At 47.1% G+C, this 13709-nt stretch carries 12 protein-coding genes; all 12 read right to left on the bottom strand.

What is annotated here, in order from left to right; translation table 11 throughout:
- Position 1: 1 nt before the first annotated feature.
- The 12 genes from M1D90_RS00645 to iolA all read right to left on the bottom strand — a co-directional run bounded on the left by M1D90_RS00645 (position 2) and on the right by iolA (position 13668).
- The gene (locus M1D90_RS00645; protein ID WP_456283065.1) at positions 2 to 1279 is read right to left on the bottom strand and encodes an ATP-grasp domain-containing protein; all 1278 of its coding nucleotides are present in this window, start codon (positions 1277 to 1279) and stop codon (positions 2 to 4) included.
- Positions 1236 to 2174, bottom strand: a complete 939-nt coding sequence (locus M1D90_RS00640) for a DMT family transporter (protein WP_456283064.1) — start codon at positions 2172 to 2174, stop codon at positions 1236 to 1238. The genes M1D90_RS00645 and M1D90_RS00640 overlap by 44 nt, the downstream gene beginning before the upstream one ends.
- Positions 2175 to 2380: 206 nt before the next feature.
- Complete coding sequence (gene fba, locus M1D90_RS00635; protein WP_095323587.1) at positions 2381 to 3259, bottom strand: class II fructose-1,6-bisphosphate aldolase; 879 nt, start codon at positions 3257 to 3259, stop codon at positions 2381 to 2383.
- Positions 3260 to 3280: 21 nt separating this feature from the next.
- Positions 3281 to 4117, bottom strand: a complete 837-nt coding sequence (gene iolI, locus M1D90_RS00630; RefSeq protein WP_023856875.1) for a 2-keto-myo-inositol isomerase — start codon at positions 4115 to 4117, stop codon at positions 3281 to 3283.
- A 66-nt stretch (positions 4118 to 4183) separates the two neighbouring features.
- A complete protein-coding gene (locus M1D90_RS00625; RefSeq protein WP_456283063.1) occupies positions 4184 to 5050 on the bottom strand; it encodes a sugar phosphate isomerase/epimerase family protein in 867 nt (288 codons plus the stop codon).
- A 23-nt stretch (positions 5051 to 5073) separates the two neighbouring features.
- Positions 5074 to 6108 carry a Gfo/Idh/MocA family protein gene (locus M1D90_RS00620; RefSeq protein WP_020453541.1) on the bottom strand — a complete coding sequence of 345 codons (1035 nt, stop codon included), beginning with the start codon at positions 6106 to 6108 and terminating at the stop codon, positions 5074 to 5076.
- Positions 6109 to 6131: 23 nt separating this feature from the next.
- Entirely contained in the window at positions 6132 to 7436 is a 1305-nt protein-coding gene (locus M1D90_RS00615; protein WP_020453542.1) for an MFS transporter, read from the bottom strand.
- A gap of 12 nt (positions 7437 to 7448) precedes the next feature.
- A complete protein-coding gene (iolE, locus tag M1D90_RS00610) occupies positions 7449 to 8351 on the bottom strand; it encodes a myo-inosose-2 dehydratase (RefSeq protein ID WP_216919123.1) in 903 nt (300 codons plus the stop codon).
- A gap of 13 nt (positions 8352 to 8364) precedes the next feature.
- Positions 8365 to 10278: a 3D-(3,5/4)-trihydroxycyclohexane-1,2-dione acylhydrolase (decyclizing) gene (gene iolD, locus M1D90_RS00605; RefSeq protein WP_025810536.1), complete on the bottom strand. Its 1914-nt coding sequence runs from the start codon at positions 10276 to 10278 to the stop codon at positions 8365 to 8367.
- Positions 10279 to 10309: 31 nt separating this feature from the next.
- Positions 10310 to 11287: a 5-dehydro-2-deoxygluconokinase gene (gene iolC / locus M1D90_RS00600; RefSeq protein WP_095323585.1), complete on the bottom strand. Its 978-nt coding sequence runs from the start codon at positions 11285 to 11287 to the stop codon at positions 10310 to 10312.
- Positions 11288 to 11314: 27 nt separating this feature from the next.
- Positions 11315 to 12130 (bottom strand): 5-deoxy-glucuronate isomerase, encoded by an 816-nt coding sequence (gene iolB / locus M1D90_RS00595; RefSeq protein WP_020453546.1) that lies wholly within the window; start codon positions 12128 to 12130, stop codon positions 11315 to 11317.
- Positions 12131 to 12204: 74 nt separating this feature from the next.
- Positions 12205 to 13668 carry a methylmalonate-semialdehyde dehydrogenase gene (gene iolA / locus M1D90_RS00590; protein ID WP_020453547.1) on the bottom strand — a complete coding sequence of 488 codons (1464 nt, stop codon included), beginning with the start codon at positions 13666 to 13668 and terminating at the stop codon, positions 12205 to 12207.
- Positions 13669 to 13709: the final 41 nt, after the last annotated feature.

Raw genomic sequence — 13709 nt, 5'->3', positions numbered from 1 at the left:
CTTAACCTCCTATTGTACCCGTCAAATTATTTTGATATATGATATGAAGCTCATCATCCAGTTCCCGGTAGAAAGCTGCGCATTCTTCATATGAATGATGGCTTGTGAATATAAATCCGGGATAACCGGAAAAATGCGGGTACGGCAGAATTTTCGCGCCTTTTCCAATAAATTGAAACACCCGTTTTACCTCCGGCCTCTGTTTGACTTCTTCCAGTCCGTCGATTTTTTCAAAAGTGCCGGAGCCCTGTACAGGAATGATATAATTGCCGGCTGTCCTTACAGGCCGGATCTCTTCTTTAAACTCGCTGCTCTCCAGCGGCTTTATTGCGTTTTGCAAGACAAGCTGCATAAAATTGATGCCCGTGCTCTCTTTGACGATGTAATGCGAAACCCCTGAACCGCCGATTCTGGCGCCTACCTCGATAACATAAGGTGTTCCGTCCTTGTCCAGCCTCAGCTCCGTATGAGCCGCCCCCTGATGAATGCCCAGCGCTGAAACGGCTCCTGTCACTTCCTTAACAATCGCAAGGCGCGTCTCTTCTTTCAATTGAGCCGGAGCAATATAGACGCCTTCTTCAAAAAACGGACCTTTGCTGTTCCCTTTGTATCCAATCGAAAGAACATGTACGTTTCCTTGAATCGACAGCGTTTCAATCACAAATTCCGGCCCATCGATAAATTGCTCGGCTATGATGCCCGTTTTGCCGTGTACGAATCGATTAAGGTCCGTCTCGTTAACAGCCTCGACTTTCCTGACGGCCTCCTCAAGCTCCTTCCTATCATCAACACGGACGACGCCCTGGCTTGAAAAGCCGTTGACCGGCTTAACAACTAATGGATAAGTCAGTTTCCTGTCTTCGAGATCAGCGAGCGTATGGAACTCGTGGAAAACCGGCGTATTCAGGCCGTTTTGCTGAAGGATGCTGCGGGTATTATTTTTATTGCGGCAGTTTTCCATTGTTGTGAAAGAAAGCCCCGGCAGATTCAAAGCTTCAGCGGCTTTTGCCGTGAAAGGCAATGCCGGCTCAAACAGTGTCACAACGCCGTCAAACGGAAATTCGACAAATGTCTGTTTGACGATTTCCAGCGCCGCTTCTTCATCTTCAAATAACGGCAGCGGCACACAGCGTTCCACAGCCGGAAGATTGCCCGGGAAATCTTCGGCTGAATTGTAAAAGAACGTGACATTCAATCCTAAATGCTCAGCTTCTTCAAAAATAAATGGCAAGTGCTTATTTTGACAAATGATGGCCAAGTTTTTGTTTCGTATCGTCAATTTTCGCGATCCTCTCTTCTTTTTTTAAGTTGATGAACATCACACCGAATATGACAAACAGCGTTCCTAAATAAATATTCGCATTCAGTTTTTCATCCAGAAACAGAAATCCGATATAAAGCGCAATGACGGGGGAGATAAACAAGTGGGAAGTCGCTTTTGAGATGTGCCATTTTTTAAGCAGATAAATGTTGATCCAAAAACCCAATATCGAGCCGACAACCGCTAAATAAAGCAGCGCATAAAGGCTCACGCCGGAAAACGTTCTTGTCCCGCTTTCAAAGATGAGGCTGCTGATGAGCAATACCGCTCCGCCGCTCAGCATCGAAAGGGAGTTAAAGCTTAAGATCGGAAGCGAACGAATTCTCTGTTGTACTTTGATTTGAATAAAAGCCGAGCCAAACATCGCACACAAAATCACAATCATGGCGACGATTTCAATAACATCGACTTTGATCAACAGCTGATTGCCAAACACGATTGTAATGCCAAGCAACGCAAGGCAAATGCCCCATTTCTGCAATTTCGTCGCCGGTGTCCCTTTGACAAGGCGGTTGATCATCAGGGCAAAGACTGAAATGCTAGCCGCTAATATAGACACCAACCCGCTCGGCAAATAAAGAGAGGCCCAATAAACAGATCCAAATGGAACGGAAAAATACATGAGGCCGTTCAAAAACGACAGCACCAGCAGTTCCTTTGACAGCACAAACTGCCTTCGTATCAAAAGAAACGCCGCGATCAAAATGCTTGCGATCATAAACCGCATGCCCGCGGACCAAAATGGAAGGCTGTCACTCAACCCGGCTTTTTGAAAAGCCCATGTCGTCCCGCCGATCAAACATAATACAATAAATAAAATATGAACCCGATACTTTAAAACGTTTGTCCGCATAGCATTCACCTGATTTTGTTATTGTCTTGCTGTCATTTATTTTCAGAAAATAAAATCTTTTCTGATCAAAATGGATTATGAGGGAAATTATAACTATTATATCAATTACAGTCAATCATTCTTTTGAACCTTTAGAATATCTTTACAAATACTGCGCACAAAAAAACACTCACTTCGATAAGTGAGTGAGGCGATACGGGTCTAGATTATATTTCTATCTTTTGGGTGCATACCGCTTTTCCGGATGACCCGAATTCTCTCATTTTATGTTTGACCGTTTCTTTGACTGCGCTGATCCCTGGCGTCATATAGGCGCGGGGTTCATATAAATCGGGATTGTCTTTAAACATGCTGCGCGTTTTCTCGGTCCAGGCGACCATGCATTCGGTATTAATGTTGATTTTCGCATGGCCCAGACGGATCGTTTTAGCGATTTGATCAGCCGGGATGCCCGAAGCTCCATGAAGAACAAGCGGAATGTCCGTCACCCGTGAGATTTCTTCCATTTCCTTAAATCCTAAATTAGGCTCGCCTTGATATTTTCCATGAACAGAGCCGAGCGCGGCTGCTAAAGCATCGATACCGGTTTCTTTGACAATGCGTTCGCATTCACCGATGTCGGCATACTGCACCCCGCCGATGAGCCCGTCTTCCATGCCCCCTACGGTGCCAACCTCTGCTTCAACCGAAACATTGCGAATTCCGGCGTATGACACGACCTCTTTTGTCATGGCGATGTTTTCATCGATTGGTGAATGCGAGCCGTCGATCATGACTGAGCTAAAACCGGCGTCAATCGCTTGCTTGCAGCGCTCCGGATTTTTGCCATGGTCAAGGTGAAGGACGACGGGAACGGAGATCGACATTTCCTCAATCAAAGCCGCAACCATTGCGGAAACCGTCTTAAATCCGCCCAAATAATCGATGAGCCGGTCTGAGGCGGCTACGATGACAGGTGAGCGTTCCTCTTCCGCCGCCTGTAGAATCGCTTTTGTCCATTGAAGGCCGTTAATATTAAATTGACCGATTGCATAATGATGTTCCTTTGCTTCTTGAAGAAGTTCTTTCATGGAAACGAAAGCCACGTTCACCCCTCCTATCCCGTATTAAATCTTGAAGTATTTTGAAACAACTTCAACTGTTGTTTCTTTGGCCGTTCGAATCGTTTCTTCCGCGCTCAGCTTATAGTATTCAGGTCTGAACAATTCAACTGACACGACATCCGAAAAACCGATGTCTTTCAAAGTTGATAAGTGGGCATCCAAGTCGATGGCCCCCTGTCCCGGCCAAACGCGGTCTTCATCTCTTAAAAAGCCGATTGGGAAGTCTTCCGTATCATCGATATGATAAATGAAAATCTTCTTGCCGTCCGCCTTTTTCAAATCCTCAATGTCCGAACCCATTGCATGGAAGTGGAAGCTGTCAAGAACAAGGCCGACATTATCGCGGTTCACGGTCATGACGATATCATAGGCCTGGCTGAACGTATTGACTGTGCACTCCGGATGACCGACAAACTCGACAGCGATCTTTACACCGTACGGCTCCGCGATGTCTGACAGCTCTGTCAGCACTTCGACGGAGCTCGCTTTAATATCTTCTTTTAAGATTTTTTGTTCGGTGACAAGCGGTACCGCGACCACATATTTCACACCAAGCGTTTTGCATGTTTCCATCATGCCTTTAAATTCTTCGATGATTTCACGGTGCCCTTTTTCATCGCGGTTGTTGAAAAAGACAAGGGCATTCAAGGCCAGCGGCTTAATATGATGCGTTTGAAAATACTCGGCTAACTCTGAGAGAGAATGGTCTTTTAAATATTCGGGCAGCTTATCCATCGTCCGGATTTCGATATAATCGTATCCGTGCTTCTCACAGTATTCGAGGTCTTTTGCTAGGTTTGAATTTTCTAATGTCGTTGCTTCATTAAAGCATAGCTTCATATTAGATTCTCCTTATCTAAATATCCTTGTGAAGAGAGAGTTCGGCAGGGCGCCGAACTCAGGGGCTTATCCTAGTAATTCCTGTTTCAGCTTTTCAAGCATGAATCTGCTTGATTCATCCGCTCTTTCGTCAACCCAGGCAAACACGGCATTCGTCGCTATTCCGTCAAACTTCATCTCTCTCAGCTTTCTGAAAATCGTATCAAAATCAACCTCACCTTGGCCAATGTCCAAATGCTGGTGAACCGTTACTTTCGCGTCAGGCGGATTGACGATGTAGCGAAGGCCATGAGCCGCTTTATGATTATAAGTATCTGCAAATAAAACATGCGTGAGGCGGTCGCCGGCTTCGTCAAACATTGTCTCGATGTCGCCTTTTCCGTCGTCATAGAAGAATGTGTGCGCAGTCGAGTAGACAAGATTGATCCAGTCCTTGTCAAGCGCTCGGATCATATCCATCGCACCTTTGTGTGTTTCGATAAAATCGTATGGATGGGCTTGAAGATTGAGTTTAATACCTTCTTTTTCAAAGACTGGCAGAAGCTCATCCATGGATTTGATAAATTTTTCTTCACTTGTTAAAGGATCGTATTTTGAACCGCTGAATTCGCTGTTCATCAAATCGACTTCAAGCTCAACCGCAATTTCGATCGCCCTTTTCCAATTGCGCACCGCTGCCTGACGGCGATCTTCATCAGGACCGGCCCAGTGGTAAAGCGGAAGGAGCGATGAAAGCTTAACACCGGTATCTTTTAAAAGCCGCTTTAATTGTTTGATTTTAGCTGAATCGACTTTCGGATATTTATAGAATGGACAAAAATCTTCGCGCGGCGATAGTTCGATATATTTGTAGCCAAGCTCCGCCGTTTTATAGACCGTTTCCTCCAAAGTTAAATCATCGCGATACATCGATGGATCCAATGCTAATTTCATACTTTTCACTCCTCGGAAAGTTTTTATTTTTGAACAGTTGTAAACGTTTGATAGAATTTCGGTTTCTCTTGAAGCGCCACAGGTTCTTTCTGTCCGGATTCCTGAGCTTTTACGCAGGCATCCGTCGTCACGGCGGCGATATAGCCGTCCCATGCAGTCGGCCCGCTGACCTCGCCTTTCTGTTGGATCGAGTCAATGAAATCTTGGATTTCTACATCATAAGCGTCTACAAAGCGGCGCTGCCAATCCATGAGAATATCCGTCGAGAATTTGCCGTCTTTTCTGAGAGAGATGCTTGATGGTTCAGGAAGCTTCACGATTCCGTCTTCTCCGACGATTTCACACTGGATATCGTAGCCGTATTTGCAGTTGACATAGATTTCCGCATTGATCACGACTCCGCCTTTCGTTTCGATGATGACGATTTGCGGATCACGCAAATGAGGGAGCGCGTTTTTCGATTTTTTCGGATAAATGACCTGAACGGATTCGTAATCGTCATTGATCAGCCAGTGCAGGGCGTCTATTTCATGGACAAGCGTATCGACAACAGCCATATCTGTCGTATAGTTGTCGCCTACAACCGGGTTGCGGTGCGCACAGTGGATCATGAGAGGCTCGCCGATGACCCGGTTGTCGATCGCTTCTTTCAGCTGTACGTAACCGCTGTCATAACGGCGCATAAAGCCGACTTGAACGAGACGTTTGCCCGCTTTGATTTCTTCATTGACGATCCGCATGCATCCTTCCGCAGTCGTCGCCAGAGGCTTTTCGCAAAATACGAATTTGTTCGCTTTAATCGCTTTCAAAACGCTTGATTCATGTGCCGGTCCCCAGCTTGTGACTAAGACTGCGTCTACATTTTCGGCTGCGATGAGACTGTCGTCATCCGGGTAGACCTTTGCATTCAGGCTGTAGTCTGTTACAACTTGCTGAGCTGCCTCCTGGTTTACATCGGTGACCGCGACAATTTCGCCGCCGGCTAATTTATTCGTGATGCGGTTGATGTGTTCTTTTCCGATTGCTCCTGTACCAATAACACCAATGCGTAATTTCATTGATAGCCACTCCTTCAAAATAATTACATAATTTTTCTTGTTTGCACTTGCCCAGCTTGAGCCGGAGGAGTCCCATACAGCTCTTCCTGAATTTGTTCAAGCGACTTACCGGATGTATTCGGTGCAAAAAAGAGCCCGATGAGCATGCTGGCCGTTACACATCCAAGGAGAATGGCCGCCATAAATGCAATTCCAAAATTCGAGATGATCATTGGAACGAAAAGGCTCCAAGCCCCGATTGAAATACGAACGAGGAAGAACATCAATCCTTGTGCAGATGCGCGATATTCCGTCGGGAAAATTTCACTCGCCCATAATTGATAATTGGCCTGTTGCCCGGCCCCATTGTTTAGGCCGATCATCACGATAAAGAGGATGAGGATCGGCATGCCCTCTGCCGGAAGCAGAAACAATGACCAGCCGATCACCGCTGCAAATGCGGAGATCCCAAACACTGTCTTCCTGTATTTGTCTGCAAACGGCATGAAGATAAAAGCGACGCCAAGCCCGGTGAAAATAAACAGCCCCATCTGCAAAATGTTTGCCATGGTCGCTGACACATCGCCGACCTGCTGATAAATGTAAGGCATAAAAAACCCCATGACACCTGCAGCCAGATTCCAAACCAAGTACACGCCCATTAAAAATAAAATGCTTTTCAAATACTTAGGCTGAAGCAAATCGAGATAAGACGCCTTCGGCTTCCTGACGGCTTGAGCCGATTCGGATTGACCCTGCCAGGCATCGGATTCCGGCAGCCTTTTTCGCAGAACATATGTGATCAGTGCGATAACGAGCAAATGCCCAAACACGATTTTATTGCCCAATAAGCCTATATCACCGAGGAGGACCGACAGCAGCAGGACCACCACCGCTCCCGCCGCCCATGCGACCTGCGCAACACCGCAATGACGGGCCCTGTTTTTCTTAGGTGCGTTCTCCGCGATGATCGTCCAGGAAGCCGTAATATCAGCTCCTACCGATAAACCGATAATAATGTAACCGCTTAACAAAAAGGGAAAGCTGGTGCCGAACAATACTAAACAAATCCCCAGTGCATAAACCAGCATACTGTTCGTATAGACAGCCTTTCGGCCAATCTTGTCGGCCAAAAAGCCTCCGAGCAGCGCTCCGATTGCCGCTGAGATGGCGTTGGCGCTAAACGCGCCGAGCAGTCCGATCTGTGTATCAGAAAGCTTTAGGTAACTGACCCATAAAGATAATCCTGCCGATCCTGCGACAATGGAGCCTGCATCAATGTAATTTGCCAAAGCTGCTGCGACGGTTCGTTTATTGAATGGTGAGACTGCTGCACTTCCATTGCTCAATTTAGAGCCCCCCTAATTGGTTGCTGGGACATTCAACAAGTGACGATCGATGTACTTTCTGGCGATCAATGCGTATTCAAGCGGGTTGGCAACATCGGGATCCTGCTCGGCTTCCACAACGATCCAGCCGGAATAGCCGTGCTTTAATAGCGTTTGATAGACTTCTCTAAAATCGATGCAGCCATCGCCTGGAACAGTGAACATCCCTTGCAAAAACGCCTGTTGGAACGATTTTCCTTCCCGCTTGCATTTCTCTATGATCTTGTGGCGCGCGTCTTTAAAATGAACGTGGCCAATACGGTCCATATGCTTCTCTAGTATGTTCATATAATTTCCATCTGAAATGTAGGCATGCCCAGTATCATACAGAAGGTGCACGAGGGCCGGGTCAGTTCCCGCCATGAGCCGGTCAACCTCTTCCTCTGTCTGCACGCCTGTGCCGAGGTGATGATGATAGACAAGCTTCAGGCCGTACCGGCCGGCGATTTCCCCGAGGTGATTTAACCCTTCAAATAGCCGCTGCCATTCTTCATCGGTGAAATAAGGTTTTTCTTTAAACACGTTTTTATTCAGGCCCTGCACGCTGTACGTCTGTTCTGATACGACCGCAACATCGGCATGGACGTCTTTCAAGTACTGGCAGTGAGCCGCAAATTCCTTGGCTGCTTCTTCAATGCCGTCCCGAATGATATAGCTGCTGAACCACTTGCCGGCAATCCTTAGATTTCGCAGCTCGAGCTCTTTATTGAGAATGGCCGGTTCCGGAAAAAAGCCGCCCACTTCTGTGCCTTGAAAGCCTGCAACAACAATGTCGCTCAACAAATGCTGAAGTGTGTTTCCCGCGCCGATTTCCGGAATATCATCGTTCCGCCACCCTATGGGGGCGATGCCCCATAGAATTTGTGTCTTGCCCATCCTGGTGCCTCCTTTAATACTGCTTTGCAGATTTCAGCATTTTTTCTTTTGCTTCATACGCCTTTTGCACGCTTTCCTGTTCGGAAACCTCTGCAACACCTACGTGCCACCAGCTGTCATAGCCGTCCGTCATCGTCTTCGGCAACACCTTCATTTCGATCAATGTTGAGACATCTTGTTTTTTGGCATCTTCAAGCGCCGCTTTTAATTCTTCAATCGTGTTCGCTTTGTAGGTTTTTGCTCCATACCCTTCGGCCACTTTCGCGTAGTCGACATTGAGAATCTGATTGTCTGCTGTTCTGAATTCGCAGAAGTAGCTGCCGCTTCCATGGTCCATTTGCAGGTTGTTGATACAGCCGAATCCTGAGTTGTCAAAGAGCAGCACGTTGATTTTTTTATTATATTGAATTGCTGTAATGAGCTCTGAGTGGAGCATCAGGAAGCTTCCGTCTCCGACCAGTGAATAAACCTCTCTATCAGGATGAGCCAATTTCAAGCCGAGTGTTCCCGATACTTCATATCCCATGCAGGAATAGCCGTATTCCAAGTGGTACGTATTCGGTTCGTTTGAATGCCACAGCCGCTGCAGATCCCCCGGCAAAGAGCCTGCTGAACAAATGACGACGCTGTCCGGATCAACTGTTTCATTGATGGCGAGCAATGCCGTTGTTTGCGGCAGTTCGGTTTGCAGCACATCCGCGTATTCGTTGAGTATTTCTTGAGAAAAATGATCTTTAATTTCAGGTGTGAAGTTTTCACGCTTAAATGTTACCTTGCTCAAACGGTCACGCTCAGCAAGCCACTCGTCTTTCAGCTCCTTGATGATCGAACCGAATTCGCTCTTATAGCCTTCCAATAAACCGTGCAGCTTGCCGAGTGTTACTTTTGCATCGGCAACGACTTGGAAAGCATCCAGTTTATATGCCTGCATTCTGTTGACATTGATGTTTAAAAACTTTGAGTTGTCAAAGTCAAAAGCGGTTTTTGATGATGTCGCGAAGTCGGTATAGCGCGTGCCGATTCCAATGATCAAGTCAGCCTCGCGAGCCGCTTTGTTTGCCGCTAGCGTACCTGTGATGCCCATTCCACCCAAGTTGTTGGCAAAATCAGCTTCCACTGTAGATTTTCCGGCCTGGGTTTCCACCAGCGGAATATTGTACGCTTCAGACATGGCGATCAGTTCGTCGCGCGCTCCGGAATATTTCGCTCCGCCGCCGACCAAGATGAGCGGTTTTTTGCTCGACTTGATCAGCTCTGCCGCTCCCTTCAATTCACGCTCACTCGGCTCTTTGCGGTCAATATAGTGAACGCGTTTCTCAAAAAAGCTTTCATCGAAATCATAGGCTTCCCCTTCAACATCTTGAGAAATGCAAACCGTTGCAGGACCCGCTTTTGCAGGATCTGTCATCACTTCAAAAGCGCGAATCAGACTGCTCATCAACTGTTCAGGGCGCGTAATCCGGTCCCAATACCTCGAAACAGGCTTCAAAGCATCGTTCGTCGTAATCGCCGCACTGTATTCCTGTTCTACTTGCTGAAGAACAGGATCAGGCTGTCTCGTTGCAAATGTATCAGCCGGAATCAAGAGAACCGGAATATTGTTCGCAAGCGCCGTACCTGCGGCGGCCACAAGGTTAGCTGCTCCCGGTCCGACTGATGTTGATACAGCATAGATCTTCCTCCTCAGCATCTGCTTGCTGTAAGCCATTGCGGCATGTGCCATTCCCTGCTCATTCTTGCCTTGAAACACCTTTAAATGACCCGCATCCTGTTCAAGCGCCTGGCCGATGCCAACGACGTTCCCATGGCCGAAAATCGTAAAGATCCCCTCGACAAACGGTGTTTCTTCACCATCTACATGGATGTACTGCTGATTTAAGAATTTAATTAACGCTTGTGCTGTGGTTAAACGTATTTTCTTGCCCACAAACGATCCCACCTTTATTCATATTCTTCATTTAAGACTGAGCCGCGATAAGCTCTTCAATCTCGGCGACTGTCGGCATCGCTTCAGATGAGCTGTGCTTGGAAACAACAATGGATGCAGAAGCGCTTCCGTATTTCAGCGCAGTTTCAATATCTTTGCCTGAAACGAGTCCGTAGAGGAAAGCGGAAGCGTATGAATCCCCCGCTCCAAACGTTTTTAAGACCTTCGTTTTGTATGCTTTCGCCCGGAAGATGTCTCCGGATTTGCTGTATGCATATGAACCTTCGACACCGTGCTTGATAACGACAAGATCTGCGGAATGTGCAAACAAATGCTGAACAGATTCTTCATTGCTGCCGCCGCTCTTATTTTCCATTACATCAAACTCATCACGCGTTCCGATGACAATGTCTGATTGTTCGGCAACAAGCGTATAGTAAACGGACGTTTCCTCCGCAGATGTCCACGTATATGGACGATAGTCAAGCTCAAAGACCACTTTCACTTGATGCTTTTTCGCCAGCTGCACGGCTTTCAGCACCGCTTCGCGGGAAGGGCTTTTAGCCAGCGCCGTACCTGACACAAGAAGCATCTTCGATTTTGCAATATAGTCTTCGTTCACTTCAGAAGGGGCAAGGTAAAGATCTGCAACATCATCCCTGTACATTAAAATGCTGCATTCTTCAGGGCTTAAAATTTCTGTGAAAGCAAGCCCCGCTTTATGTCCGTCTTTATCGACCGCCATTTGTGACGTATCGACACCCGTATTTCTCATATAGGTTTCGATGAATCTGCCGTGCTGGTCATCCGGAATCTTGCCGATAAAGCCGGTCTTCAATCCTAATTTGGAACTGCCGATTGCAATATTAGCCGGGGAGCCGCCGACATATTTTGAAAATGTCATCGTCTGCTCCATCGGTCTGTTGTATTCGACTGCGTTTAAATCGATACATGCGCGGCCGATCGCTACAATGTCAAATTCTTTCTCTTCATTAAACGTATACTTCATCTTCAACAGCCTCTCCTTGCCTTATTGTTAGCGTTCCAAAATCCATTCATGGTCAGGGTCGTTATGAAACTTCCATTTCCGCGTCGGCCCTGCCATCACGTTTAAATAATAGGATGTGTATCCGTCAGGCACCCCGACAGGATGGTATCCGGCCGGCACGATGACAACGTTTCCATTTTCAACAGTCATCGTCTCGTCGATAGAACGGTCATCTGTGTAGACGCGCTGAAATACAAAGCCTTGCTGCGGGTCAAGTTCATGGTAGTATGTTTCTTCTAAAAAGGACTCTTCAGGCAGGTTGTCTTGATCATGCTTGTGCGGCGGATAGCTGGACCAGTTTCCGCTTTCAGTGTAGACTTCGACGACTAAAAGGCTGTTCGCTGAAGGATCTGAATCCGGAAGTATGTTATGAACGGTTCGTTTATTGCTGAATTTCCCGCGGTTTTCAATACCGTTGTCTTCAGCTTTGATCAGTTTCGTCGGCAGCTGATTTTCAGAAGGGGAATAGCACAGGGCAACTCTTGCCTCTGTAACCGCGGTAATGCCGAACTTGCGGTCATTTGACACATACACGCTGTCGGTCGGCTTTCTTTCGAAAACGCTTTCTCTCGTGCCGATATTTTCAAATGTCTGTTCATGATCGGTTACGGTAATCTTTCCGGTAAGCGCGACGATGCAGCATTCTTGTTTGCTCAGCGATTCTTCATAGCTGGATCCCGGTGCGAGATCAAGGACTTTAAACTCGACATAACTGAGATCCGAATTCGATTTTTTCACTTCGTGTACAAGCTTCACGCCTTGTGACAGCTCATTCGCCTGCGGCTTGCGCAACAAATGACTCATGGATAAAGCCTCCTTTTCAAACTTGAAACATGATCCGAACAGCGCGGGAACCGCGCCGCTCGTTTTTTTCACAATTAATTGAAGTCAGGCGCCGGATATCTTGCAGTGACGACCTTTTTGCGCGTATAGAAATCGACGCTGTCTTTTCCGTTCGCATGCAATGTGCCAAAGAACGAAGACTTCCATCCTGAGAACGGGAAGAATGCCATCGGAGCCGGTACGCCCAAGTTGATACCGAGCATTCCCGCATCAATGTTTTCACGGAAATAGCGGATCGCATTCGAATTCGATGTGAACAAACATGCGCCGTTTGCAAATTCGGATTGGTTGGCGATGTCAACCGCTTCTTTCAAGTTCTTCACACGGATGACTGACAATACAGGAGCAAAAATCTCGTCTTTCCAGATCGTCATATCAGTTGTGACATTGTCAAAGATTGTCGGGCCGACGAAATAGCCTTCATCTGTCACATTTTCACGTCCGTCGCAGACAAGTCTCGCACCCTCTTCAACTCCTTTTTGTATATAGCCGAGTGTGCGTTTCTTGTTGTCTTCGCGAATGACAGGTCCGAGGAATACACCGTCGTCAAGTCCGTTTCCGATTTTGACTTCAGATGCTTTCTGAACCAATTTCTCCATGAATTCATCTGCGATCCCTTCCTCAACCGTCACTACTGCACATGCCATACAGCGTTCGCCGGCAGATCCGAAAGCAGCGCCGATAATATTTGTTACCGTGTCTTCAAGATTGGCATCGTTCAGAACGATGGTGTGGTTTTTAGCGCCTGTCAGCGATTGAACGCGTTTCAGGTTTTCGCTTCCTTTTTTATAGACATATTCTCCGACCGGTTTTGAACCGACGAATGAAATCGCTTTAATTTCCGGGTGTTCGAGAATGCCGTTTACTACATCATGAGCACCGTATACGACATTGAAGACCCCTTTAGGAAGTCCGGCTTTTTCAAACAGTTCAACAAGCTTTTCCGTCAGGAGCGGCGTCCGCTCGGAAGGTTTCAGAATAAATGTGTTTCCTAACGCAATGGCCATCGGGAACATCCAGCACGGTACCATCATCGGGAAGTTAAATGGGGCAATTCCGCCGACGACTCCGATCGGGTAACGGTAGTTCGCCGCTTCAACATCGGTTGCAATTGAAGCAAGTGAATCTCCCATCATCAGGGATGGCGCTCCAGCTGCAAACTCGACATTCTCGATGCCGCGTCCAACTTCGCCCAACGCTTCTTTCGTGTTTTTTCCGTTTTCAATCGTGATGAGGTGGGCGAGCTCCTCTTTATGCTGAGTCAAAAGCTGCTGAAAGTTAAATAGAATTCTTGCCCGGCGCGGAACGGCTACTTTTGACCATGTCTTAAACGCTTCAGCCGCTGTTTGCGCTGCGTATTCGATATCCTCGCGCGTCGAAATCGGCACCTGGCAAAGCACTTCTTTCGTCGCAGGATTGACTACATCTTCGTATTTGTCGGTTTTGCTTTCAACCCATTCTCCATTAATATAGTTTCTTAACTTTCTGATTTCTGCCATTCTTATAACCTCCTTGAATATTAAACATCTCCTGGTACAGA

The sequence above is a fragment of the Bacillus sp. JZ34 genome (assembly GCF_053903205.1).
Note: the sequence above shows the minus strand (reverse complement) of the source record. Positions and strands in the feature narration are given on the sequence as shown.